Below are 25,362 nucleotides of genomic sequence, written 5' to 3'. Positions count from 1 at the left end.
AAGCTTTGAATCGAAGCCCCGGTAAACGGCGGCCGTAACTATAACGGTCCTAAGGTAGCGAAATTCCTTGTCGGGTAAGTTCCGACCTGCACGAATGGCGTAACGACTTCCCCGCTGTCTCAAATGTGGACTCAGCGAAATTGAATTGTCTGTGAAGATGCAGACTTCCCGCGGTTAGACGGAAAGACCCCATGCACCTTTACTATAGCTTCGCACTGGCATCAGGACTGCGATGTGCAGGATAGGCGGTAGGCTTTGAACCAGGGACGCCAGTCTCTGGGGAGCCATCCTTGAGATACCGCCCTTCGCACTCTTGATGTCTAACCGCGGCCCGTTATCCGGGTCCGGGACCCTGCGTGGTGGGTAGTTTGACTGGGGCGGTCGCCTCCCAAAGAGTAACGGAGGCGCGCGAAGGTTGGCTCAGAGCGGTCGGAAATCGCTCGTTGAGTGCAATGGCAGAAGCCAGCCTGACTGCAAGACTGACAAGTCGAGCAGAGTCGAAAGACGGCCATAGTGATCCGGTGGTCCCGAGTGGAAGGGCCATCGCTCAACGGATAAAAGGTACGCTGGGGATAACAGGCTGATGATGCCCAAGAGTCCATATCGACGGCATCGTTTGGCACCTCGATGTCGGCTCATCTCATCCTGGGGCTGGAGCAGGTCCCAAGGGTATGGCTGTTCGCCATTTAAAGAGGTACGTGAGCTGGGTTTAGAACGTCGTGAGACAGTTCGGTCCCTATCTGCCGTGGGTGTAGGATACTTGAGAGGAGTTGCCCCTAGTACGAGAGGACCGGGGTGAACGTTCCACTGGTGGACCAGTTGTCGTGCCAACGGCAGTGCTGGGTAGCTATGAACGGACAGGATAAACGCTGAAGGCATCTAAGCGTGAAGCCCCCCTCAAAACCAGGTATCCCTTGAGAGCCGTGGAAGACCACCACGTCGATAGGCCGGAGATGTAAGCACAGCAATGTGTTCAGTTGACCGGTACTAATGGCTCGATAGGCTTGATTTGATCCGGAAGTGGCCAGATCGCAAGATCTCCACTTCAAAAGCATCCTTGGACAACTTCCCGTCAAAAAGACGGAACGCTGAGCGTTTCTTCTCCGATCTGGTGGACATAGCACGAGCAAAACACCCGATCCCATCCCGAACTCGGCCGTTAAGTGCCGTCGCGCCAATGGTACTGCGTCTCAAGACGTGGGAGAGTAGGTCACCGCCAGATCTGAAAAGAAACGCAAATCTCTCTAAACGATGAACAACACGCACCAATCAAAACCAGATCGGTGCAGCGCACCAGGCGCAAGCGTCGCGGGGTAGAGCAGCCCGGTAGCTCGTCAGGCTCATAACCTGAAGGTCGTAGGTTCAAATCCTACCCCCGCAACCAAAATCACACCTAAGATATCCGATAGACAAGCCGATGGCGCTCTCATGCCACCGGCCAGTCGCACGTCTATATCAACGCGATATCTGCGTCCGATAGAATAGGTGCCGCTGATCCTCCCCCAGCGAAGTGCTCCGCCGGTATGTTTTGCAAACGGAGGATCGAGAATTGCATACAAGTAACCGAAGGCTGTGAACCGGCATGCAAAATTGACCCCGTAGCGGGGTAATCGGCGCCCAAAAATGACCCCCTTACATTGATGGTCATGATGCTTCCGAGGTCATCGGGAGCGCAGTGTGGGATGTTGGTCGTGGAGACGATAGCGAAGATTCGGCGGGCATATTTTCAGGACAAGAAGTCGATCAAGCAGATTTGCCGCGAGCTGCGGGTATCGCGGAACACGGTGCGCAAGGTGATCCGGTCCGGTGCGACGGAGCTCACCTACGAGCGGGCCATTCAGCCGTTGCCGAAGATAGGGCCTTGGAGAGGCATGCTCGACGAGATGCTGGCAGTGAATGCGCGGAAGCCCAAGCGCGAGCGACTGACCCGCATCCGCATCTTCGAGGAACTCCGGGCCCGAGGATATGATGGCGGTTATGATGCGGTCCGGCGATACGCGGCGACGTGGTCCAAGGAGGAAGAGGAGGCATCTGCCGCGGCCTATGTGCCGCTGAGCTTCGATCCAGGGGAAGCCTACCAGTTCGACTGGAGCCATGAGATCGTAGTGATCGATGGCGCGACGACCACGGTGAAGGTGGCGCACGTCCGCCTCTGCCACAGCCGGATGCTCTTCGTGCGGGCCTACCCGCGTGAGACGCAGGAGATGGTATTTGACGCCCACGACAAGGCGTTCGCCTTCTTCGGGGGCACCTGCACGCGGGGCATCTACGACAACATGAAGACCGCGGTCGACACGATCTTCGTCGGCCGCGACCGGGCCTACAACCGCCGGTTCCAGCAGATGTGCAGCCATTACCTCGTCGATCCCGTCGCTTGCACACCGGCATCAGGCTGGGAGAAGGGACAGGTCGAGAACCAGGTCGGCGTTGTCCGACGGCGGTTCTTCGTGCCCCGGCCGAAGTTCAAGAGCTACGCCGAGCTCAACGCCTGGCTCGAGGACCGCTGTGTTGCCTGGGCCCAAGCCAATGCGCACCAGGAGCTTCGGGATCGAACGATCTGGGAGGTCTTCCAAAACGAGCGCGCGAGTCTTGTCCCCTACGTCGGTCCGTTCGACGGCTTCCATGCCGTGCCAGCCTCAGTCTCGAAGACCTGTCTCGTCCGGTTCGACAAGAACCGCTACTCCGTGGACGGTCGGGCCGTTGGCCGACCTGTCGAGATCCGTGCCTATGCCGAGCGGGTCGAGTTCTGGCAGGACGGAAAAATCGTGGGTCAGCACGCCCGAGCCTTCGGGCGCGACAAGGCCATCTACGACCCGTTGCATTACATTCCGGTTCTGGCTCGCAAGCCCGGCGCCCTCCGGAATGGCGCCCCCTTCAAGGACTGGGACCTGCCGCCATCGATCAGGCGCGTGCAGCGCAAGCTTGGCAAGGTGCCGAACGGCGACCGGCAGATGGTCCAGATCCTGAGCATGATCCCGATCGATGGACTGGATGCGGTGGATGCTGCCTGTGCCGATGCCCTGAGCGAAGGGGTCCCCGCGGCCTCGGTCGTCATCAACATCCTTGCACGGCATCGGGAGCCGCCACCGCCACTGACCATCGATACGCCGGCCGCGTTGCGACTGACCTGCGAGCCCGTCGCCGATTGCAAACGCTACGACAGTCTCAGGAGACCCAACCATGGAAAGATCACAAGTGCTGGACGCGATGAGCCAGCTGAAGCTCTACGGCATGAAGGCCGCCTACGATGAGATCATCACCACGGCGGTGAAGCGCCAGCACGAGCCGCAACAGATCGTCGGCGACCTGCTGAATGCCGAGATCAGCGAGAAGCAGGCGCGCTCGATCAAATATCAGATGACGATTGCCAAGCTGCCGCTGGCGAAAGAGGTCGACGAGTTCAGCTTCGAGGAAACGCCGGTCAACGAGACGCTGGTGCGCGATCTGGCCGCCGGGGAGTTCCTCGAACAGCAACGCAATCTCGTGCTAATTGGTGGCACCGGGACCGGAAAATCCCACCTTGCCGTGAGCATCGCACGGGCCTGCATCCGGCGCGGCAAACGGGGGCGCTTCTTCGATGTCGTGGACCTCGTGAACAAGCTCGATGCCGAAGCGCGTGCCGACCGACAGGGGCGCACGGCAGACCTGCTCTGCCGCCTCGACTTCCTGATCCTCGACGAGCTCGGCTATCTCCCCTTCGCGCAGACCGGCGGCCAGCTGCTGTTCCATCTCATCAGCCGCCTCTACGAACGCACCTCGATCATAGTGACAACGAATCTCGACTTCGGGGAATGGCCTTCGGTCTTTGGCGACGCGAAGATGACCACTGCGCTGCTCGACCGCCTGACCCATCACTGCGACATCGTTGAAACCGGCAACGAAAGTTGGCGCTTCAAGACCCGAGAATGACCGACACCAACGCTGGCCCGATACGGCTGCGCTGTATGGGGGCTACACCGCATCGGGCCAGCTACCCGTGCGCTCCAAGGGGGTCAGTTTTGGACGCCGATAGGGGGTCAGAATTGCGTGCCGATTGACACCGAAGGCGGAAGCGATTGTCTCGAAGTTGCGGCACGTTGAGGTGCCGATGGGGCAAGGTTTGTCCGGTCTGGACGCGGTCAGGTGTGTTGACCTGCTCCCCTGAATTATCCCCGATTTACGGTTGGCCTGTTCCCGAACTGGAGGAGACGGAAAGTGAAGAAAAGACGCTTCAGCGAAGAGCGGATAATTGGCACCCGGAGGGCCCAATCCTTCCGGTTGTCCTTCCGAAACTGCCCTTTTGGATCTTTCTAATTCAAAACCGCCGGCTTTTGCCGCCATTCTCCCGGCGATTGCGCATATTTTCTGCGAAAGGTTCGCCCGAAATGCGATGTGTCCTTGAAGCCCGCTTCATAGGCAATGCTGGACACGGACAGATGGCTTTTTTCAGGCTCCAGCAGCCAGCGTGCAGCGGCAGCCAATCGCTCTTCCAGAAGAAGAGCACCGAAACGTTCGCCATTCCGCGCCAATATCTGTCGAAGATAGCCCACCGACAACCCCATCCTTGCCGCGCATTCCAGCAAGTCGAAATCCTGACGGGTGCAGTGATGACGGATGATCTGTCTGATGCGCTGAACCTGCGCCAGTCTTCGGGTCGCCGGGTCACTTCCGTCGGGGTCGGACTGGGCGATCATCGACGCAAGCGACAGCACGATCTGGGACAACCGGGTGACGACATAATCGCCCGATGTCCCGGATGAAACATCCAGAGTCCGCCCGGCCTCGGACAGCAACTGACCAAAGACGGCATGCCGCGACAAGATCGCGGGACCGGCCGAAAGCCGCTTGCTGACCGTATCCGTCAACATCGGCTTTGGCACCATGAGCGACGCGACCTTCAGTGGCTTGCTGTGGTGGTGCCTCAGATCGAATATCTCGGCCCCGTCAAAAATGCCCACATCACCCATGCCCAGCGTGACGGATTGCCCCCGCTGCTCGATATGACATTCCCCTTTCAGCTGTGTGTTGATGTAGAAGCAATCAGCGTCCGACGTCGCGATTTCCCGGCGCCCTCTGTGCACCTGATGCGTGCTGGCCGATACGATATTCAACACCATACCGTTGAGCTGGTGCGACCGAAGTTCTGCCATGAAGGATTTGCGCCCGTCCCTGTCCAGCTCCGGGCGCAGTGGCATGAAGGCCGCGCAGATGCCCTCGCGGTAAAAATCGAATGCTTCCGGCTGGCGAACGGAATCCGTGTTCCAGACCCGACAGGAGGGCGCGACCTGCGTTTCAGCACATGTTTCCTGACTCTGAGCCATTTGGATTCGTCCGGCTTCAGCTATTCTGATCCTGCTAAGCCTAGGGAGGGAAAGCAGATATGTCTACTTACGTACTTGTTCACGGCGCATGGCATACAGGCGCGTTGTTCGAAGCCGTCGCCCAGCCCATTCGCGATGCTGGCCACATTGTGCACTGCCCCACGATTCGCGGAAACAACCCCGGTGATCCGCGAACAACCGGACTGGATGCTGCCATCGCATCAATCGCAGAGTTCCTGGACTCCAACGACCTCGATGACGTCATTCTGCTGGGCCACAGCTATGGCGGCATGGTCATTACCGGGGTTGCCGACCGCGTCCCCAACCGTATTCGGCGGCTGATCTACTGGAACGCCTTCGTGCCGAACAATGGTGAATGTCTGAACGACATGGTGCCGCCTCATTACGTCGATCTGTTCGACGCGGTCAGTTCCGAAAGCCCGGATAACAGCGTCATGCTTCCTTTTCCGATCTGGCGCGAGGCGTTCATCAATGACGGTTCGGCGGAACTGGCGCAATCGTCCTATGACCAGTTGAATGCGCATCCCTATGCCACATTCACGGACCCGATTTCGCTGTCGGCGAACCCGGCCGAGATGCAGATCGGCAAATCCTTCATCAACTGCACCGAGGACACCGCCTTGCCGCAAAGCCTTGGCTGGCATCCGCGCCTGTCCGAGAAACTGGGTCTGTTCCGGCTGGTGCAGATCCCCGGCAGCCACGAATTATGCTTCACCGATCCTGATGCTTTGGCTGCAGCCATCATGGATGCCGGTCGCGACTGACGGCGGGCAGAGGCGTCAGGCGACCGGGGTCGGCGCAGAGCCGGAGAAAAGCTGCCGGTTAGGGTCTGGACCAATCGCTTGCGCGGTTAAAGCGTGACTCAGCGCCCGAAAAGTGAGCGGTGGCCTTAGCCAACTCTTTTGGCTGACAGATGAGGACATGGCGCGTCTTGAACCCTTTTTCCCATAGATGCTCGAAAATCTTCCTGTCCGCCATCGCCATCGCCGCCGCCTTCATGTTCTGATTAAGAGTTCCGACCCTAAACCCAGATCAAAGGATCGTCGGGCGGAACCCGCAAAGCTCCGTTTCGTTTAAGTCCGATGGAGAGCCCTTCTTGAATGGGGCTTTGGACCGGTGTCCCGCGGATGTCTCGAGCGCGCCCTCGATAACACTGTCGGTCTAATTTATGGGAAGAACCAACATGGATAAGAAAACTATTGTTAAGGCCATGCGCGATATGGACCTGTGCTTCATGTCCACCGTTGCGACGGACGGGGGCGTATCGTCGCGTCCGATGTCGAATAACTCTCAGGTCGAGTGGGACGGCAGCAACTGGTTTTTCAGCAATGGCGACACGCGGAAGGTCAAGGAAATCGGCCAGAACCCGGCGACCGACCTGACGTTTCAAAGCCAGGATACCTGGATCGTGTTGTCTGGCAATGCCAAGATCCATCAGGATGACAAGGAGCTGTTCAAGAAGCACTGGACAGATGAGCTCGGCCGGTGGTTCGAACAGGGGATCGACACTCCGGGCCTGACATTGATCGAAGTTGCCGCAAACCGCGCGGAATGCTGGGGCAGGCCTGGTGACGGAGTCGTGGAACTTTGAGGCGGCGGCCTCTGTGAAAAACCAGCAATGAAAGCGGTCGGCGCGCCTGCGCAGGTAATTTGTCAGCGGCAGCGTCGCTCTCTCCTATGTCGAGCCACAGAACTCTAGCCAGACTGCGCGACACGCGCGGCGATCAGACGATCCAAGCTAACGGAGATGACCATGGAAAAGAAGCACCAGACAGGAAGTGCCGGTGAAACGCATCAGAGGGCGGGCGACGACGAGCGGTTGACCACCAATCACGGCGTTCCGGTGTCGGACAATCAGAACAGCCTGAAGGCCGGGGCCAAAGGGCCGACCCTGCTGGAAGATTTTGTCCTGCGAGAAAAAATCTTTCACTTCGACCACGAGCGAATCCCGGAGCGGATCGTGCATGCGCGCGGAAGCGCTGCGCATGGCTATTTCGAATGCACCGATGCCATACCGGAGCTTTCTATCGCCAGCCTGTTTTCCGAAAAGGGCAAGCGGACTCCGGTTTTCACCCGCTTTTCCACGGTCGCCGGAGGAGCGGGCAGTGTCGATACGCCGCGCGATGTGCGGGGCTTTGCCGTCAAATTTTATACCGACGAAGGCAATTGGGATCTGGTTGGCAACAACATCCCGGTCTTCTTCATCCAGGATGCAATCAAGTTCCCCGACCTGATCCATTCCGTGAAAATGGAAGCGGATCGCGGTTATCCCCAGGCCGCGTCGGCACATGACACCTTCTGGGATTTCATCTCGCTGATGCCCGAAACGATGAACACCTTGATCTGGGCCATGTCGGACCGTGCCATTCCGCGTAGCCTGCGGATGATGCAGGGTTTTGGTGTGCACACCTTCAGGCTGGTCAATGCCGAAGGGAAATCGACATTCGTCAAGTTCCATTGGACGCCCAAGCTGGGCATTCAGTCACTGGTCTGGGATGAAAGCGCCAAATTGCAGGGCGCCGACAACGACTTCCATCGCCGCGACCTGTTCGAGGCAATCGAGGCGGGCGATTATCCAGAATGGGAGCTGGCCATTCAGGTTATCAGCGACGAATTGGCCGAAAGCCTGCCCTATTCGGTGCTGGACGCGACGAAGATCGTTCCGGAAGAGGACGCCCCGCTGCGGGTCGTGGGCCGGATGGTGCTGGACCGCTGGCCGGACAACTTCTTCGCCGAAACAGAGCAATCAGCCTTTCTGCCGTCGAACGTGGTGCCGGGGATCGACTTCACCAATGACCCGCTGCTGCAGGGGCGCTTGTTCAGCTATCTGGACACGCAGAAATCCCGTCTGGGGACCACCAATTTCCACCAGATTCCGGTCAACGCTCCGAAATGCCCCTTCGCGAACATGCAGCGCGACGGCATGATGCAGACAATGATCCCCAAGGGGCGCGCGAATTACGAACCAAACAGTCTGGACGAGGCGGGCGAAGATGCTGGCCCGCGCGAAACCGGCACGGTCTTCCATACTTATGAGGACAACACCGAGCTCGGCAACGAACCATCGGAAAAACTGCGCAAGCGAGACGAGACGTTCGGCGATCACTACAGCCAGCCGCGCCAGTTCTGGCTCAGCCAGACTGATAACGAACGTGCCCATATCGCCAGCGCCATCACCTTTGAACTGTCCAAGGTCAGCCTGCCGCATGTGCGCGATCGGGTGGTATCGGTCATCCAGAACATCCACCCCGATCTTGGCCAGCGCGTGGCCGATGGGCTGGGCATTAATCTGCCCAAGGCTGCAAAGCCCTTCCGGGAGCCGGTCGAGCTTGCACCCTCGGATGCGTTGTCGATACAGAAGAACTGGAAAGACACGCTGGAAGGCCGCAAGATCGGCATCCTGTTTGCCGAAGGGTCAGACAAGGCGACCATCGACAAGCTGAAATCCGATGTCGAGGCGAAGGGCGGAAGCGTCATGCTGGTCGCCCCCAAGGTGGGCGAGATGGAGGTCAAGGGTGGTACGCTTGCCGCTGACGGTCAGCTGGCCGGCAGCCCCTCTGTCATCTTTGATGCGGTTGCGATGGTCTTGATGCCCGAACAGGTGGAAAAACTGAAAAAGGACGCCGCCGCGAAGGCCTGGGTCAGCGACGCCTATGCGCATCTCAAGGCCATCGGTCATTGCCCGGGGTCCAGGGAATTGCTGGATCACTGCCACATCGAGGCAGATGAGGGCGTCGTCAAGAATGAGGACTTCGTGGCCGCCGCAAGCAAACGCTATTGGGACCGAGAGCCGAAGGTCCGTGATCTCGCATGACCCTCATGGGCCGCCGGATCAGGCGGCCCATTTTCTCTGGATGAACGAAGATGACAAACGGCAAGGGGGCGAAGAGCACGCCGCAATGCTGGGCCGCCGACAGAAACGCCGCAACCGCATCGAAACCATAATTGGACGCTTGAAAGGCTGGAGGCGCGTGGCAAGAGGTTACGACAGATGCACGGAAACCTTCTTCTCGGCCATCGCTACCGCCCCGAGTGACCTCTTCTGGCTATGAAGATTAACTTTTCTGGAATCCACGCCATCCCAGTTCCAATCGAACGATCAGGAAGCGGCTCAAGAACACGTAGGACAAGCCGCCGCTCTGGAATTCCCGCCATTGCTGACTAAATGCTCTGCCATGAGAAACACAGGGGAGCCGAGATGAGCTATACCAAATCCGACGAGGCGATTTCGCGCCTGACCCCGGAACAGTACCGCGTCACTCAGCAGAATGGGACCGAACGCGCCTTTACCGGCGAGTATGACGAGCATTTCGAGCCCGGCATCTATGTCGACGTGGTGTCCGGCGAGCCGCTTTTTGCCTCGAGTGCCAAGTTCAACTCGGGCTGCGGTTGGCCTTCCTTTTCCAAGCCCATCGTTGACGCGCATGTCGAGGAGCTTCGCGACGACAGCCACGGCATGATCCGCACGGAAGTGCGCTCACATCACGGCGACAGCCATCTGGGCCATGTCTTCCCGGACGGCCCGCAGGAGATGGGCGGGCTGCGCTATTGCATCAATTCGGCCAGCCTGCGCTTCGTCCCGAGGGACGAGATGGAGGCACAGGGCTATGGCGACTATCTCGATCAGGCGGAGGTGTAAGGCAATGAGCGAACGCGCTGTTCTGGCCGGAGGCTGCTTCTGGGGCATGCAGGATCTGATCCGCAAACTGCCCGGCGTCGAAAAGACCCGTGTCGGTTATACGGGCGGCAATGTGCCCAATGCGACTTATCGCAACCACGGGAGCCATGCGGAGGGGATCGAGATCATTTTCGATCCGTCCAGGATCACTTATCGTGATCTGCTGGAATTCTTCTTCCAGATCCATGATCCGACAACCAAAGATCGGCAGGGCAATGATCGCGGCACGAGCTACCGCTCGGCGATTTATTACACCTCCGACGCGCAGCGCGAGACCGCGCGTGAGACGATTGCCGATGTGGAAGCCTCCGGTCTCTGGCCGGGCAGGGTCGTCACCGAGGTCGAACCGGCAGGCGACTTCTGGGAGGCCGAGCCAGAGCATCAGGATTATCTGGAGCGTATTCCGAACGGCTATACCTGCCATTTCCCGCGCCCGGATTGGGTGTTGCCCAAGCGCGCGGCTGAATGATCGGCTGACCGAGTTCGGACAGTTTCGCGGCTGCGCCGGAGGTGGCGACGCCTCTGCGGGCGCGTTCGGTGCTGCCGTCGAAGATCGCGTCGAAGCGGAACGGGGCGGGGCGCGGTGAAGACAGGTCGGCGCCATGTCGGTGATCGCATGGGCGTGATGCGCCGCGACGAATTCGCCGCGCGCCGAAATCCCCAGCCCGACCTGCTCCAGGTCACACCGCGTGCAGCCGCGCCAGCATGCGCGCGGTGTCGAGACACATCTCGCGCAGCTCCGAGGCTGATTCGTCCTTCAGCCTGCGATCCGAGAAAACGCGGCCTTCCGGCCAGCCCCTGACGTGAAAGGGTCGGCCCAGGATGCTGCCATCTTCTTCCAGCCAGCAATCAGCTGAGACGCGTCACCTTGGGCGGTCCGACGTCCGGCAGCCTGTTCGACAGCCCTTGGCCGAGCGCTCCGAGATCGAGATCAACGTCCATCGACCAATTCCTTCGCCCGCGCGCGCAATGCGAATTTCTGGACCTTGCCAGTCGCGGTTTTCGGAAGCGGTCCGGCAATAAATCTCTGCGGCCGCTTGAAGCCTGCCAGATGCGAGCGGCAGAACGCATCCAGCGCCTGCGGGTCGGCGCTGCGGCCTGATTTGAGCTCGACGAAGGCCCAGCCGACCTCTCCCCATTTCGGATCCGGCGCCGCGACCACGGCAGCAAGCAGGATGTCGGGGTGCTGGTGCAGAACCGCCTCAACCTCGAGGCTCGAGAAATTCTCGCCGCCCGAGATGATGATGTCCTTGGCGCGGTCGCGAACCTCGATCTCGCCATCGGGATGCAGCACGGCCAGATCGCCGGTGCGGAACACGCCGCTTCCCATGGCCGCCTCCGTGGCTTCGGGATCGCGGTAATAGCCGGCCATCAGCGTGTTGCCGCGCAACGAGATCTCGCCGACGGTCTGCCCATCGGCCGGCACGGCCTCGCCCGCATCGTCCAGAACCAGCACCCCGCCGGTCGTCTGATGCCGCAGCCCCTGCCGGGCGAGCCGTCTGGCGCGATCATCCAACGCGGTATCAGGTGCGAACACAGGGTCGTTCAGCGTCACTGGCCCGTAACATTCCGTAAGGCCGTAAAGATGCACGATCTCGAAGCCCAGCTCTTCCATGCGAGCGATCAGCGCAGGCGTGGGGGCGGCGCCCCCGGTGCCGACCTTGACCGGCTGACCCGCCGGCTCGCTCATGTGTTCCAGAAGCATATACAGCACCACCGGCGCGCAGCACATATGGGTGACGCGGTGTCGGGCGATCAGTTCGACCATCTTCTGCGGCTCGATCGCGTCGAGGCAGATATGCGTGCCCCCCGCTGCGGTGACTGCCCAGGTATGGGTCCATCCATTGCAGTGGAACATCGGCAGCGTCCACAGATAGCGGGTCCGGTCGCTGAACCCGAGCGAGACGACATTGCCGAGCGCGTTCAGGAAAGCGCCGCGATGGGTGTAGACAACACCCTTCGGCTTACCGGTCGTGCCAGAGGTGTAGTTCAGCGCAATGGCTGCGTTCTCGTCACTCGGCAACGCGTCGAGATGGGAAATGGCCGGACTGTCCGCGTTCTTGATCTCATCGAAGAAATCCACGCCGTCCGACGCACCCGGCCCCGAGCAGAGCGTCACGACCGGCACCGCCGTGTCGCCCACCGCTCCGAGCGTGTCCGCCTCTGCAATCAGCAGCCGGCTTTGGCTGTGACCGAGAATATAGGCGATCTCGTCAGTGCTGAGCCGCGTGTTGATCGTGTTCAGAACGGCGCCAATGGCCGGGACCGCGAAATGCGCGGCAAGCATTTCGGGACGGTTGCGAAGAATGACCGAGACCACGTCCCCCTGACCGGCACCCTGCGCGCTCAGCCAATCGGCCATGCGCGCCACGAGCATGCCGAAGCCGGCATAACTCATACTCAGATCGCGCCATATGACGGCGGGCTTTGTCGCTTGGGTCTCGACTGCGTGGCGCAGAAAGCTCAGCGGCGTCAGAGCCTCGTAATTGGTGGCACAAGGTGCCAGATGGGGGTCTTCGAACATCGCTTCTCCTCCCCGATGCAATATTCCCGATGCGAGGCAATCAGGCCGCGCCGACCTGCCACTTCCAGAAATCCTCCCGATCGCCGGATTGCAGACGGTTCAGCACCATCTGATGCACCTCATCCGCGCCATCGACCAGCCTGGCCTGACGAGCGTAGCGATAGATCCATTCCAGCACCGTATCGGTGGAATAGCCGCGCGCACCGTTGATCTGGATCGCGATATCGGCGGCGCTATGCAGCAGATTGGCGACGTGGATCTTGGCCATCGAGATCTCCTTGCGGGCGAAATCGCCCTGATCCAGAGCCCATGCGGCCTTCATCACCAGGAGGCGCCCGATCTCGATCCCCATGGCCAGATCGCCCATCTTGATCTGCGTGCTTTCGCGATCGGCCAGACGGATGCCGAAGCCCATGCGGTTCTCGGCGTAATCACGCGCGATCTCGGTGCAGCGCTTGGCGAGGCCAAGCCAGCGCATACAATGCGTTAGCCGCGCGGGTCCAAGCCGCATCTGGGTCAGCTTCAGCCCTTCGCCTTCGCCTAGCAGGATGCGGTCGGCGGGCAATTCCAGCCCGTCGAAGACGATCTCGCAATGGCCGCCATGTTCCTCGGGGCCCATGATCGGGATACGGCGTTCGATGTGCCAGCCCGGCTCATCCCGGTGATACAGGAAGGCCGTCAGCCCCTTGCGCGGATCGTCCGAGGTACGGGCCATGACGATGAAATGGCTGGCATTCTCGGCCCCGGTGATGAACCATTTCCGCCCCTTGACGACGTAGCGCTCGCCGCGCTTTTCGGCCCTGGTCCGAATCATTCCGGGGTCCGAACCGCCGCCCGGCGCGGGTTCGGTCATGGCAAAGGCGGAACTGACCTCGCCCGACACAATCGGCGCCAGCCAGCGTTCCTTCTGCGCCTCGGTTGCGGCCTTTTCCAGCACCATCATGTTACCATCGTCGGGTGCGGCCGAATTGAACACGACCGGCCCGAAGATCGAGCGGTTCATTTCCTCATAGCAGACCGCCATGCCGATCTTGCTCAGCCCCTGACCCCCGCTCTGCCTGCCGAGTTGAAGGCACCATAGCCCTTCAGATTTCGCCTCCGCGCGCAGCGCGTCAAGAGCCGGGCGGCCGATATTGCCGTGCTGGTCCCACAGGCTCCGATCGGCCTCGGCGGGCAGGATGCGGTCCTCGACAAAGGCGGCAATGCGCGCGCGGTAATCCTCGATTTCCGGAGAGATTGTGAAATCCATGAGCGACCTCCTGAAGCGATAAAAGCAGATGACCGCCGTCGACCGCAAGATCTGCGCCGGGGGTGAACCGGCCTAGATCGGAACGCAGCAACAGCAAGGCGCCGTCCGCATCCTCTGACCGCCTGCGCAGCCGCTGAGGACACGCGCCGTCGTGGCGGCGCCAAAGATGCACAGGCACGGCAATTTCATCGGCTCGCCGCCCGAGCGACGGCGTGTTGCTTCTGCCGTCGTCGTTTGCCATGTCGCTGTAACTTCGCCGGGGCTGCCGCGCACGTGGCGCGCCGCTTAGCGGCGCTTCAGGAATGTCGCGGCTGCCCTCGCCAGAACGCCCCAGGGCGGGCCCATCTTCTCGATGCTGTTGATGAAGCCCACCTTGAACACGGCTCGGGCGTGGCTGAGGCGGCGAAAGCCGTCAATGCCGTGATAGAAACCCATGCCGCTCGGACCGATACCGCCAAAGGGCAACGTCTCCTGGCCGACATGCAGCATGGTGCCATTCACAGTAACCCCACCAGAGATCGCGCCGTCGAGCAGCTTTTCCTCGACCGACCTGTCCTTGGTAAAGACATACATCGCCAGCGGACGGTCCCCGGCGCGGATCTGGGCGAGCGCGTCGTCCAGCGTGTCATAGGGTTTGACCAGTAGCACCGGGCCAAAGATCTCCTCGTTCATCAAGACACCGTCTTGGGGCGCGCCGATCACAACGGTCGGCCCGATCTTTCCGGCCTGACCCACGCCCTCATCCTCGTGGGTGAGAATGGTGGCCCCGGCGGTGCGCGCCTCTTCGATGGCATTGACAAGGCGCTGGCGGTGCTTTTCCGAGATCATCGCCGTGTAATCCGGGTTCTGCGCCACGCTCGGGAATGACTTCCTGGCCCGGGCGATGACGGCATGGGCAAAATCCTCGACCTTGTCGCGTGGCACGAGCGCGTAATCCGGTGCGACGCAGATCTGGCCCGAATTCGAGAACTTGCCGAAGGCGACGCTCTGCGCTGCCTGATCCAGCGGGTAGTCCTCGGTAACAATCACCGGCGACTTGCCGCCGAGCTCCAGCGTTACGGGGGTCAGGTTCTTCGCGGCGGCATGCATCACCTTTCGGCCCACGGCGGTCGAACCGGTGAAGACGAGGTGATCGAAGGGCAGCGCGGTAAAGTTCTCTGCGACCTCGACGCCGCCCGTCACCACCGCCAGCTCGGCTTCGTCGAAATATATCGCCACCAGCTTTTGCAGCAGCGCCGCGAAGTGCGGGCTGAACTCGGACGGTTTGATCATCGCCCGGTTGCCCGCTGCGAGCGCGTCGACAAGCGGCGTCAGCGCGGTCTGCATCGGGAAGTTCCATGGGGCGACAATGCCGATCACGCCAAGCGGTTCATACCGGATCCGCGCCGAGGCAGGCTGAAAGGCCATATCCACCGAGCGCCGCTCGTCCCGCATCCATTTCTTCAGATGCTTCCGGGTGTGTCGTAGCGCGTTCAGTACGGTCACGATCTCGAACAGCTCGGTCTCGTGGTTGGAGCGATTGCCGAAATCAGCGTTGATTGCGGTGATGAAATCCCCGTCATTCTCGACCACCATCCTGCGCAGCCGGTCCAGCCGATCTCGGCGCAGCGCATAGTCGGGCATGGAGCCATCGCGCGAAGCATCGTATTGCAGCTCGAAAAGACGCCGGGTCTCTTCGGCGGTCTGCGGGGATTGGGTGAAGGCTGTGTTCTGCATGATCCTCTTTCGCTGACGACGTGGTTCCCTTGCGCCCAGATTAGGAACCCCACCCGTCTCGCCTTGGTTGCGAGGATATTGTTCGTGACCCTGCGGCGAAGCCGTCAGCTTCTCAGAGCGACGCGCCGTGGGCAGAGACTATCCAAGCAGATGCTCTAAAAAGAACAGCGCGCCTCCGATCAGCGCGCCCAGCACGGCGCCGTTGATGCGGATATATTGCAGATCCGGCCCAAGCTCTGCCTCGAAACGGGTGTTCAGATCCTCAGGCTCCCACCCGGCGATGACATCGGTGACATAGCTGGCAAGCTGCGGCCGCAGCTCAGAGATAATTCGGGTCGCGAGATCGGCGAGATTGCGGTCGAAATCGGCGCGCACCGCCTCAGAGGACAGCATTCCGGTTGCCACGTTTCGGATGACGCCCGCAAGCGCGTCGGCGGTGCGTTCCGGGTCCTTGTTAAGGCTGTCGATGAGACTGGACCGCATCTGCGGCAGCATCTGGGTGAACGCCTCGTCCAAAGCGCCCGAGCGGATCATGTAGTGCCGCGCTTCGGCAACGGCCTGTTTCAGCGCCCCGCGCTCTGCCATATCGTCCACCATTTCGTCGCAGGCCCTCTCAAATCGGCCACGCAGCCGCGAATCCCGGTCGCGCAACTCGGCCAGCACGGCGAGGATGCCGCCCACCACAAGCTTGGCCACGCCGCGATCGACCTTTGCGGCGACCCACCATTTGCTGTGATCCTCGACAAGCTGCGTAGCACTGTCGCGACGGTTGCGGACCGAGCGTTCGACCACGGCAAGCGCGTGGTCCAGTACGCCGGTTCGGATGCCGGTCTTGATCAGATCGGCCATGCGGTCGGCCATCGTCTCGTCCGATCCGAACCCTTCTGCCGCTCGACGGACCCAGCTGCGACCGCGCACCATCAGCCGGGGCGGCGGGTCCTCTTCCAGAAGCCGGACGAGCAGCGGCGCCAGCTTATCCGCGATCAGCCGCGCATGGGCCGGATCGGAGATCCAGCCCAGCAGGAAAACAGAGGGCCGCGCCGACATGAGCCGCGCGCGAAGCTGTTCCGGTTGCAGGAAATGCTGGTCGAAGAAGCGTCCGACATTCGCCGCAGCCCGCTTCTGATTGCGCGGCAGAAGCGCGGTGTGGGGGATCGGTATGCCCAGCGGGTGGCGAAACAGCGCCGTCACGGCGAACCAGTCGGCCAGCCCGCCCACCATCCCAGCCTCAGCCATGGACCGGATCAGCAGCAGCCAGCCCGGTGGCGATCCGTCGAGATAGGTGGCGAAGAACACCAGCGCGAGCGCAGCCAGCACGGCGCTTGCCATGCGGCGGGTGCGGCGCAGCGCCGCTTCGGGATCGCGGAGAGCGGAGGTTGGCATCAGGCGATTTTGCGTTTTTATCTCTTCACAAGAAACGCCTCCGGCATCCGCGCTGTTCCGCTTGAATCAGCGCCGAGATTGCGGTCGTTCCTGGTAACGGCACGGCCGACCTGGCCGCCGGACCCATTCTTGTCGCTGCGCTGCCCATCACAGGCAGCGAGCGTCTGTTCGGCGTCAGCTATGTCGGACGACGCTCGTCCCTCTCACGCCCGATCGCGCAATTCGCGGCGCAGGATCTTGCCGACATTGGATTTCGGCAGCTCGTCGACGAACACGACCCTGCGCGGAACTTTGTAGCCCGCGAGCTCGGCGCGGCAATGCGCGATCACGTCCTCCTCGGTCACGTCCGAGCCTTCGCGCCTGACCGCATAGACGCGCACCGCCTCGCCGCTTTTCTCGTCCGGCACCCCGACGCAGGCACATTCGGCGACGCCGTCGCAGGCGGTCACGATGGCCTCGACCTCGTTCGGATAGACGTTGAAGCCTGAGACGAGGATCATGTCCTTCTTGCGGTCAACGATCTTGAGAAAGCCGCCCTCAAGGAAAATGCCGATATCGCCGGTGCGGAAATATCCGTCCGGGGTGAAAGCGGCCTTGTTGGCGTCTTCATTGTTCCAATAGCCACGCATGATCTGCGGTCCGGCCGCGCAGATTTCGCCCGCCTCGCCCGGAGCGACCTCGTTGCCGTCATCATCCAGCAGCTTGATATCGGTCGAACAGACCGGAAGCCCGCAGGTCTCGGTGAACTCCGAGACAGTCATCGGGTTCAGGCAAAGCACCGGCGACGTCTCGGATAGCCCATAGCCTTCCTTGATATGATGACCGGTCAGTGCCTTCCATTTTTCGGAGGTGGCGCGGATCACCGCAGCCCCGCCGCCAATGGCGACCTTGTAATTCGACAGGTCGACTTCGCCGATGCGCGGATGCAGCGCGAGACCCTGGAACATCGTGTTGACGCCCGGAATGACCGAGAACTTCGCATCCTTGATCGCATCGATGAAGGCGTCCGGATCGCGCGGATTGGGGATCAGCAACTGTTTCGCCCCCGAGGCGACATAGGCGATCATCACCATCAATCCGAAGATGTGATAAAGCGGCAGGGCGAGCACTACGACCTCTTCTCCGACCTCATGCGCCTCGGGTATGAACTTGGTGAACTGCTCTGCATTGGCGACGATGTTGCGATGGGTCAGCACGGCGCCCTTGGACAGGCCGGTCGTCCCGCCGGTGTACTGAAAGAAGATAATGTCGTCGCCGCTCAACTCGACTGGCGTCACTTCACGTTCGGCGCCCTTTTCCAGCACATCGGCGAACCGCGTCGTCCCGCTCAGGCGATCATCCACCGGCGGTGACGGAATGTTCATTCCGGCACCGTCGCCCAGATCGATGGTGACGACATTGCGGATCGGCGTTTCGTCAATCACCTCGGCCAGAACCGGGGTCGAGCCGGAAAAGATGAGGATCGTCTCGGCGCCGGCGTCGTTCAGCTGGTGGTTCAGCTCACGCGGGGTATAGAGCGGGTTGACGTTTACCTGTGCGGCGCCAGCACGCAGGATGCCAAGCATCGCGATAGGGAAGGCGAAAATGTTCGGGCACATGAGCGCGATCCGGTCGCCGCGTTTTACCCCGGCCTCCTGCAACCATGCGGTCACGGCGCGGGCGGCGCGATCGATCTCGGCATAGCTCATGGTTTTGCCAAAACATTCGAAGGCCGGCTTGTCGCCGAAACGCTGTACGGCCTTGTCGACGATGGCGATGGTGGATGGGTAGGCGTCGGCGTCGATCTCTTGCGGAACGCTCTCGCCATAGCTGTCGAGCCAGGGTTTGGTGATGATTGTATCCTCCCTCAGATAATCAAGACGCTCCGGCGGCCCGTCCTCCCGGACCGGCGGAGACGTTAAAGTGTCAGGCAGATGCGCCGATCAGCCCGGTTAAAGATCAAATCACCTCCTGGGATTCTTCGCGAAGCTTATCGATCGAGCCCTTCACAGGGGCCACCGAGATCACATCGCTGGGTTTACCAAAAGCGGCTCGCACCGCAGAACCCATGGTTTCGGCCTCCAGTGCCACGAGCGGAGTCTCAGCCGCGACGATCAGTGCCTCACAGCCGAACCGCGAAGCTTGTGGCCAAGCGATATGTTATCAATGTAGTCGGCCCGTTCCCTCTCTGCAACGGCGCTGCAGAGTTCCGGAGGGTGTTGTCGCTACGGCGTGTGGCATATGGTGCGTCGTCATCCAGCCAATCAGCCTCGGCTTTCCTCCGTCGGAATAAGCGCTTTTCCAGCGTGCCGCGGGCAGGAAAATCGGTCTTTTGCCATGACATCCTCACCACAGTCGATCTTGTCGTCGGGATTGTTGATCGTTCTCTCCTTTTCTCGGCAGAAGCGTCCGCCGCTCGTGCCTGCCCACGAGACCGGCGCAATTCGACAGAACCGGCTCAGTAGGAGGGTGGAGAGATCGCACTGATGACCTCGGCAGGCTCGTCGCCGATATTGCGAAACCCGTGAGGGGCGCGGCTGTCGAAATAATATCCATCGCCGGCCCGCAGCGCGCGCCTGGCGTCGCCGACCGTTACCTCGACCCGACCCTTCACCACATATCCCGCTTCCTGCGCGACGTGAGACAACATCTCGCCCGTATCTGCACCGACCGCGTAGCTTTCGCGCAGGAACTGAAAGCTGCGATACGGATGGTTCAGACCGATCAGCCGGTAGGAGATCGTGTCGGGGTTGCCGATCTCTGGCATGTCCTCAGCCGGATAGAACGGGCTTCCGGCCCCTTGACGGACCCCGCCAAGAAATTCGGCCAGTCGGCTGCCAAGCGCGTCGAGCACCGCTTGAAGCGTGTCGATGGTCGGGCTGATGGCGTCACGTTCCATCATCGAAATGGTGGTGTGGGAAACGCCCGAACGCAGTGCCAATTCGCGCATGCTGAGCTGACGCCGCAGGCGCAGGGATTTCAACGCGTATCCGATCTTGGCCATTAAAGTTTCCGTTGCTATGCCAAATTTACCAAAAAATATAGCAGCAGATGGGCTTGTTGGAAGATATATCGACCGAACGTATCTGCGCCGCTTCCCAAGCAGCGCGCCGTGGCTAATGTGAACCGCGACACCGCGTTTCTACCGCACACGAGCCGCAGAACCACCGCAACGGAGCAAGCCATGACCCCCATCACCGACATCCCCGGCGTGAGCTATCTGAAATCGCCCGCCCGAAGCGCCGCCTCGGACAATGCGCCGGTCGCCGAAACCGTGGCAGAAATCCTTGAACGAGTCCGGCAGAACGGCGACGCTGCGGTCAAAGAATATTCTCAGCGTTTCGACAAGGCGGAGCTTCAGCAATTCGAGGTCTCCGCGGAAGACCGCGCCGCAGCGGTCGAGGCTCTGGACCCGCAGACCCGCAAAGACACCGAGTTCGCCATTTCCAATGTGCGGGGCTTTGCCGAGGCGCAATTCGCGACTATGGGCGGGCTCGAGGACTATCAGCCGCGGCCGGGCGTGCATCTGGGCCACCGTGTCATCCCTTTGGAACGGGTGGGGTGCTATGTGCCGGGTGGGCGATACCCGCTGCTTTCGGCGCCGATCATGACGATCGTGCCTGCAAAGGTGGCCGGGGTGACAGAGATCGTTGCCTGCCTGCCGCCCAATGCGCATCAGGCGATGATCGCGGGCTGTCACCTCTCCGGGGCGGATCGGATCTTCCGCATCGGCGGCGCGCAGGCAATCGCGGCGATGGCCTTCGGCACCGAGACGGTGCCGCGCGTGGACAAGATCGTGGGGCCGGGCAACGCCTTCGTGAATGAAGCCAAGCGGCAGGTCTTCGGCCCGGTGGGGATCGATCAGCTCGCCGGCCCGTCAGAGATCTATATTCTCGCCGACGAGGCGGGCGATGCCGAAATGATCGCGACCGATCTTCTGGCTCAGGCGGAACATGACATCCGCACGCGTGTCGGGCTCATCACCACCAGCGAGTCGCTGGGACGCGAGGTCGAGGCAGAGGTTGACCGCCAGCTAGCCACCCTTTCCACCGCCGAAACCGCCGGTGCTGCTTGGCGCGATTACGGGGAAATCATCCTCTGCGCAGACGAAGAGACGATGATCGCGGTATCGGACGAGATCGCTGCCGAGCATCTTCAGATCCACACTGAGAACTCGCAGCAGATGGCAGCGCGGTTGCGCAATTACGGCTCGCTCTTTATCGGGCCGCTGGCGAGCGTGGTCTATTCGGATAAATGCGCCGGCACCAACCACACCCTGCCGACCATGGCGGCGGGGCGCTATACGGGCGGTCTGTGGGTCGGGGCGTATGTGAAGGTCGCGACCCATCAGTGGCTGACCCCGGAAGGCGTGGAGCAGCTTGCACCGCCCGCTATTCGCCAGAGCGACAGCGAAGGGCTTGAGGGGCATCGCCGCGCCGCCCAGCTGCGGCTCGATCGGCTTCAGGCGAAACAGGGCCTCTGAGCCGAATGATCGGTGGCGGCCTCGAAGGCCGCGCCGACCCGGCAGATCGCGGCTTCGGCGCGTTTCGCTGCGATGATCTGCATTCCGAGGGGCAGCGCGCCGGAAAACCCGATCGGTACCGACATGGCCGGGTGGCCGGTCAGGTTGAAGGGCAGGGTGCGCATCACGGTCCACACCGTTTCGTCCTGCCGAAACGCCGCGACCGGCGGGGCCGGGGCGAGTGTCGTTGCCGTGACGATGACATCGTGCCGCGACAGAATTTCGTCGATCTCTCCGGTCATCCGCCGCTGAACTGCGCTGGCACGGGCAACATCGTTCTCGCGCAATCCGGCACCTGCGGCGAGGCTCTGGCGCGGCTGTCGGCCATAGCGTTCGAAACTGTCGCGAAGCGTGTCGCGGTGCTGCTCCAGCGCCTCGGAATGCAGGATCACGGCGCCGGCAGCCTCGGCAAGCGCATAATCCGGCATCGCGATCAACTCGATCCGCGCGCCGAGCATCGACAAAGCGGACACGGCATCATCCATCGCCGCGACGAGACCGGGCCAGGCGTCGGGATCGCTCGCGAACCAGTCTCGCGCATAGCCGACCCGCATCCCCTCGATCGCCTGTCCGCAACCCGAAGCCGCGCCACAACCCGGCGCCATGGCGTCGAGCATCAGCGCAGTCTCGACAACGCTCGCCCCCATCGGCCCCGGGTGATCGAGACCTTTCGATAACGGATAGATGCCGTCTGCGGGTATCAGCCCAAAGCTGGGTTTCAGGCCGACCACACCGCAATAGGCAGCCGGGCTGCGCACCGAGCCGCCAGTATCGGTGCCCAGCGCGATCCGCACCAGACCGCCCGCCACCGCCGCCGCGGATCCCGACGAAGAGCCGCCGGTGATGTGATCGCTGCTCCACGGATTCATCGCGGGCGGATAGGCAGCGTCAAAGCTGGGCCCGGTCAAGGCGAATTCATAGGTGGCCGTGCAGCCGATGGGGATGGCCCCCGCATTGCGAAGCTTGGCGACCACCGCCGCATCCGAGATTGCGGTTCGATCTTCGAATACCCGGCTGCCACAGCGATTTGGCCGGCCTGCCACATCGATGAGATCCTTCACCGCGAAGGGGATGCCGTGCAGCGGGCCAAGATCATGGCCATCACCCAGTTCCCGGTCGGCGCGATCCGCCGCCCGAAGCGCCGCCTCTGCATCCAGGTCTACGAAAGCACCGATCCGAGGGTCGCGCTCGGCAATCCGGTCGAGCTGCGCCTCGACCAGTTCGCGCGCGCGAAGCTCTCCCTGACGGAGCAGTGCCGCGGCTTCAGGGATGGGCAGGTCAGCCGGGTTCATCGGGCGCCACCTCGTCGGCCTTCAGCAAAGCTCGGGCGCGTTCCAGTCCGATATGGACGCGCAGCGCCGCAGCCATGTCCCGCTCATCCAGAGTCAGACCGGCTTCGCGCAGAGCTGCCTCCAGCCTGGCCATGTCGTCATCCGGCCTGACCATGCTCAGGTGCGGGCCTTTTCGAACGCGGTCCATGCAGCCTCGAAAGCGGCAAAGTCGAATCCCTCGGCGCGGGCCGGTCCCAGGACGAGCTGTTCGGTATCGAGCAGCTTGCGGATCGCATCTGCCAGCACCGGGATGATCTCTGCGGGAATGACAAGCGCCCCATGACGGTCGCCATGAATAAGCTCACCCGGCGCGACCGACAGACCGAAGACCCGCACCGGCTTGTCGATAGAGCGCACATGCACATAGCCGTGGCTCGGCCCGACCGAGCCGGCGATCACCGGATAGCCTTTCGGCAGGTCGCCGAGATCGCGCACGACGCCATTGGTCAGCGTGCCCGACAGACCGAACCCCTTATGCACGGTCGCGTTGATCTCGCCCCAATAGGCGCCGATGGCGTTCGGGTGGTCCAGATCCTCGACCACAGCCACGGCCGGTTTCGGAGATTCGGACATGTAGCGATAGTAATCCATCCGCCTTTTGCGCACCGTCTCTGCGGGCTCGGTCGGTGGCGCGATAGCAGAGAGTGTCGCAGTGCGGGCATAGCCCACGATTGCCCCTGCCTCGGGCTCGGTGCAGATTACCGTGCCGCGGGTGAAACGGTTGAAGCCGCGGCGGCCCTCGGCAACCTCGATGGCGTTGCAGACGGTCGGCGTATCGACCGTTCTCAGAAGTTTCAGCAATGCGTCGTCCATTATGCCTCCAGCCAGCGGGCCAGCGCCGCCGTGGTGTCCTCGGGTTTCTCCAATACCGGCAGATGCGCCGCGCCCTCGATGATTTCCAGCGTCGAGCCGGGGATCAGCCCATGCATCAGCTCGTGCCGCTCGATGGGGCAGAGCCGATCCTCTCGACCGCAGAGCAGCAGCGTCGGAACATTGACCGCGCGCAGCACATCCTGCCGGTCGGGACGGTCTCGCAGCGCGCGGGACTGGTTCACGAACACGTCCGGGCCAAGCGCCATCGCCATATCCATGCAGAGATCGAGAACGGCCTGACGTCCCGGTCCCTCGGCGAGATAGTTCGGCTTCATCTCGTCGCGCATGACTTCGCGAAGATGGCCTGCCTGCACCGCTTCTATCTGCGGCGCGCGGCGGGCCTGGATCTCGGGCAGCTCGGAGCGCGGATTGGTGTCCAGTAGCGCCAGCCGCTCGATCCGCTCGGGAGCCTGCGCCAGAATCTCCATCGCAACAATGCCCCCCATGGACAGCCCGGCAAGCGCGAAGCGCGGCGGGGCGTGGGCCAGAACCTCGGCGGCGAGGGCCCGCATCGTGTCATGCCCGCCAATCGGCGCGGCATGGATCGCCCGGTTCGACCCGAGTGCCGCGATCTGAGGACCGAACAGCCGCGCATCGCACATCATGCCCGGCAACAGAACCAGTGGGGTCACGACAGCATCGCCGCCCCTTCGGCCATGGCCTTCAGCTTGGCATAGGCGATATCGGGATCCACCGCGCCGAAGCCGGCGAATGTGCCAAAGCCGCAATCCGACCCCGCAATGACGCGGTCCGAACCAACGATCCCCGCAAAGCGCGACAGGCGCTGCGCGATAAGCTCGGGATGCTCGACGAAATTGGTGGTGGTATCGACCACACCCGGCACCAGAATCTTGTCGTCGGGAATATCGGCCTTGCGGTCGCGGAACACGGTCCATTCGTGACCGTGGCGCGGGTTTGATGTCTCGAACAGAACATAGCGCGCCTTCGCCGACATCAGCGTATCGAACATCTGCGCCATCGGAATGTCGCAGACATGCGGTCCCTCGTAATTCCCCCAGCAGATGTGAATACGAACCTTCTCCGCGGGGATGCCCGAAAGAGCGTGGTTCAGCGCCTCGACATGGCTCGCCGCGATCTTGACGAATTCGGCATCCGACAACTCGCTGAACAGCATGTGCCGCGACAATGCGAGGTCGGGACAGTCGAGTTGCAGGTCCAGCCCGGAAGCGACGATGGTTTCATATTCGGCCTTCATCGCATCGGCGAGCGCGGCCAGATAAGCTTCCCGCGTCCGGTAATAGTCATTCTGCAAAAAGAGCGAGATTACACCGGGCGATGCGGCATTCATGAAGCCGCGCTGCCGCCCATGTTCCGCCATGGCCGTCTTGAGGTTTGAGATGTCCTTTTCCAGCTCGCCCTGACCCTTGGACCTCACCTCGCCGATACACATCGGGCGGGCGTATTGCGGTGTGCCGCCGGAATCGGCGATCCGCTTCAGGAAGCTCGGGAAAAGCTTCAGATCGGCGGGTGCGTTACGCGGGCTGTCGCCACCGAAGCCGGTATAGCGATCCTTTACATAGGTCGCATAGCTGATCTTCGAGGTCTCGCCGTCAGAGACGATATCGACCCCGGCCTCGACTTGCTTGCGCACGGTTTCGGCGACGGCGCGGGCCATGGCCGCGTCGAAGCCGTCCGCGTCGTAATCTTCGCCGCGTTCGCGCGCGAAGATGAAATCGACGACCTCCTGACTTCTGGGAAGGCTTCCGACATGTGTGGTGCGGATGGTCATGCTTGCCTCATCTGTTCGGGACGCCCTTGCCGGGGC

Annotated in this window: 20 protein-coding genes, 1 tRNA gene, 2 rRNA genes and 1 pseudogene (1 of these 24 running past the window's edge); 12 read left to right on the top strand and 12 right to left on the bottom strand. The window is 61.8% G+C overall.

Annotation, left to right across the window (positions count from 1 at the left end):
* From PAF18_RS09375 to istB, 5 genes are all read left to right on the top strand, one after another.
* Positions 1 to 1,012 (top strand): 23S ribosomal RNA (locus tag PAF18_RS09375); it begins 1,825 nt to the left of the window's first position.
* Between the two features lie 95 nt (positions 1,013 to 1,107).
* Positions 1,108 to 1,222: ribosomal RNA gene (gene rrf, locus PAF18_RS09370) — 5S ribosomal RNA — on the top strand.
* An 85-nt stretch (positions 1,223 to 1,307) separates the two neighbouring features.
* A tRNA-Met gene (locus PAF18_RS09365) sits at positions 1,308 to 1,384 on the top strand.
* A gap of 298 nt (positions 1,385 to 1,682) precedes the next feature.
* A complete protein-coding gene (gene istA, locus PAF18_RS09360) occupies positions 1,683 to 3,251 on the top strand; it encodes an IS21 family transposase (RefSeq protein ID WP_271115489.1) in 1,569 nt (522 codons plus the stop codon).
* Complete coding sequence (gene istB, locus PAF18_RS09355; protein ID WP_271115488.1) at positions 3,181 to 3,909, top strand: IS21-like element ISPkr1 family helper ATPase IstB; 729 nt, start codon at positions 3,181 to 3,183, stop codon at positions 3,907 to 3,909. Before istA ends, istB begins: the two co-directional genes overlap by 71 nt.
* Positions 3,910 to 4,289: 380 nt before the next feature.
* Here the strand turns inward: istB and PAF18_RS09350 are convergent, their stop codons facing one another.
* The gene (locus PAF18_RS09350) at positions 4,290 to 5,300 is read right to left on the bottom strand and encodes a helix-turn-helix domain-containing protein (RefSeq protein WP_271115487.1); all 1,011 of its coding nucleotides are present in this window, start codon (positions 5,298 to 5,300) and stop codon (positions 4,290 to 4,292) included.
* A 59-nt stretch (positions 5,301 to 5,359) separates the two neighbouring features.
* On the opposite strand from PAF18_RS09350, the gene PAF18_RS09345 reads away from it, so the two are divergent.
* The 6 genes and pseudogenes from PAF18_RS09345 to msrA all read left to right on the top strand — a co-directional run bounded on the left by PAF18_RS09345 (position 5,360) and on the right by msrA (position 10,468).
* Positions 5,360 to 6,085, top strand: a complete 726-nt coding sequence (locus tag PAF18_RS09345) for an alpha/beta fold hydrolase (RefSeq protein WP_271115486.1) — start codon at positions 5,360 to 5,362, stop codon at positions 6,083 to 6,085.
* 404 nt (positions 6,086 to 6,489) lie between these two features.
* A complete protein-coding gene (locus PAF18_RS09340) occupies positions 6,490 to 6,912 on the top strand; it encodes a pyridoxamine 5'-phosphate oxidase family protein (RefSeq protein WP_353620645.1) in 423 nt (140 codons plus the stop codon).
* A 156-nt stretch (positions 6,913 to 7,068) separates the two neighbouring features.
* Complete coding sequence (locus PAF18_RS09335) at positions 7,069 to 9,135, top strand: catalase (RefSeq protein WP_434802211.1); 2,067 nt, start codon at positions 7,069 to 7,071, stop codon at positions 9,133 to 9,135.
* A gap of 94 nt (positions 9,136 to 9,229) precedes the next feature.
* Positions 9,230 to 9,373 (top strand): annotated as a pseudogene (locus PAF18_RS09330) (IS5/IS1182 family transposase); the annotation flags it as partial.
* Between the two features lie 146 nt (positions 9,374 to 9,519).
* Positions 9,520 to 9,960 carry a peptide-methionine (R)-S-oxide reductase MsrB gene (gene msrB / locus PAF18_RS09325; RefSeq protein WP_271115483.1) on the top strand — a complete coding sequence of 147 codons (441 nt, stop codon included), beginning with the start codon at positions 9,520 to 9,522 and terminating at the stop codon, positions 9,958 to 9,960.
* A 4-nt stretch (positions 9,961 to 9,964) separates the two neighbouring features.
* Positions 9,965 to 10,468, top strand: a complete 504-nt coding sequence (gene msrA / locus PAF18_RS09320; RefSeq protein WP_271115482.1) for a peptide-methionine (S)-S-oxide reductase MsrA — start codon at positions 9,965 to 9,967, stop codon at positions 10,466 to 10,468.
* Positions 10,469 to 10,930: 462 nt separating this feature from the next.
* On the opposite strand, the gene PAF18_RS09315 is transcribed toward msrA, so the two are convergent.
* The 6 genes from PAF18_RS09315 to PAF18_RS09290 all read right to left on the bottom strand — a co-directional run bounded on the left by PAF18_RS09315 (position 10,931) and on the right by PAF18_RS09290 (position 19,854).
* Positions 10,931 to 12,523 carry an AMP-binding protein gene (locus tag PAF18_RS09315; RefSeq protein WP_271115481.1) on the bottom strand — a complete coding sequence of 531 codons (1,593 nt, stop codon included), beginning with the start codon at positions 12,521 to 12,523 and terminating at the stop codon, positions 10,931 to 10,933.
* 40 nt (positions 12,524 to 12,563) lie between these two features.
* Positions 12,564 to 13,772, bottom strand: a complete 1,209-nt coding sequence (locus tag PAF18_RS09310) for an acyl-CoA dehydrogenase family protein (RefSeq protein ID WP_271115480.1) — start codon at positions 13,770 to 13,772, stop codon at positions 12,564 to 12,566.
* A 285-nt stretch (positions 13,773 to 14,057) separates the two neighbouring features.
* Positions 14,058 to 15,488, bottom strand: coding sequence for a coniferyl aldehyde dehydrogenase (locus PAF18_RS09305; protein WP_271115479.1), 1,431 nt, complete (start codon positions 15,486 to 15,488; stop codon positions 14,058 to 14,060).
* A gap of 138 nt (positions 15,489 to 15,626) precedes the next feature.
* Positions 15,627 to 16,871 carry a DUF445 domain-containing protein gene (locus PAF18_RS09300; protein ID WP_271115478.1) on the bottom strand — a complete coding sequence of 415 codons (1,245 nt, stop codon included), beginning with the start codon at positions 16,869 to 16,871 and terminating at the stop codon, positions 15,627 to 15,629.
* Positions 16,872 to 17,074: 203 nt separating this feature from the next.
* On the bottom strand, positions 17,075 to 18,622 hold the full coding sequence (locus tag PAF18_RS09295; RefSeq protein ID WP_271118092.1) for an AMP-binding protein: 1,548 nt from the start codon (positions 18,620 to 18,622) through the stop codon (positions 17,075 to 17,077).
* A gap of 686 nt (positions 18,623 to 19,308) precedes the next feature.
* The gene (locus PAF18_RS09290) at positions 19,309 to 19,854 is read right to left on the bottom strand and encodes a cupin domain-containing protein (RefSeq protein WP_271115477.1); all 546 of its coding nucleotides are present in this window, start codon (positions 19,852 to 19,854) and stop codon (positions 19,309 to 19,311) included.
* Positions 19,855 to 20,034: 180 nt separating this feature from the next.
* Between PAF18_RS09290 and hisD the strand changes: the two genes are divergently transcribed.
* Positions 20,035 to 21,333: a histidinol dehydrogenase gene (gene hisD, locus PAF18_RS09285; protein ID WP_271115476.1), complete on the top strand. Its 1,299-nt coding sequence runs from the start codon at positions 20,035 to 20,037 to the stop codon at positions 21,331 to 21,333.
* Here hisD and PAF18_RS09280 read toward each other — a convergent pair.
* Genes PAF18_RS09280 through PAF18_RS09260 form a run of 5 tightly spaced genes read right to left on the bottom strand, consistent with a single transcriptional unit; the run spans position 21,312 to position 25,326 of the window.
* A complete protein-coding gene (locus tag PAF18_RS09280) occupies positions 21,312 to 22,664 on the bottom strand; it encodes an amidase (RefSeq protein ID WP_271115475.1) in 1,353 nt (450 codons plus the stop codon). The genes hisD and PAF18_RS09280 overlap by 22 nt on opposite strands.
* On the bottom strand, positions 22,651 to 22,797 hold the full coding sequence (locus tag PAF18_RS09275; protein WP_271115474.1) for a hypothetical protein: 147 nt from the start codon (positions 22,795 to 22,797) through the stop codon (positions 22,651 to 22,653). The genes PAF18_RS09280 and PAF18_RS09275 overlap by 14 nt, the downstream gene beginning before the upstream one ends.
* Positions 22,798 to 22,820: 23 nt before the next feature.
* The gene (locus tag PAF18_RS09270; RefSeq protein ID WP_271115473.1) at positions 22,821 to 23,516 is read right to left on the bottom strand and encodes an RraA family protein; all 696 of its coding nucleotides are present in this window, start codon (positions 23,514 to 23,516) and stop codon (positions 22,821 to 22,823) included.
* Complete coding sequence (locus PAF18_RS09265; RefSeq protein ID WP_271115472.1) at positions 23,516 to 24,208, bottom strand: alpha/beta fold hydrolase; 693 nt, start codon at positions 24,206 to 24,208, stop codon at positions 23,516 to 23,518. Before PAF18_RS09265 ends, PAF18_RS09270 begins: the two co-directional genes overlap by 1 nt.
* Complete coding sequence (locus PAF18_RS09260) at positions 24,205 to 25,326, bottom strand: cobalamin-independent methionine synthase II family protein (protein ID WP_271115471.1); 1,122 nt, start codon at positions 25,324 to 25,326, stop codon at positions 24,205 to 24,207. The genes PAF18_RS09265 and PAF18_RS09260 overlap by 4 nt, the downstream gene beginning before the upstream one ends.
* Positions 25,327 to 25,362 lie beyond the last annotated feature (36 nt).

This window comes from Paracoccus sediminicola (assembly GCF_027912835.1).
GTDB lineage: Bacteria > Pseudomonadota > Alphaproteobacteria > Rhodobacterales > Rhodobacteraceae > Paracoccus > Paracoccus sediminicola.
The sequence above is the reverse complement of the archived record's forward strand: the minus strand, read 5'-3'. Positions and strand labels throughout refer to the sequence as shown.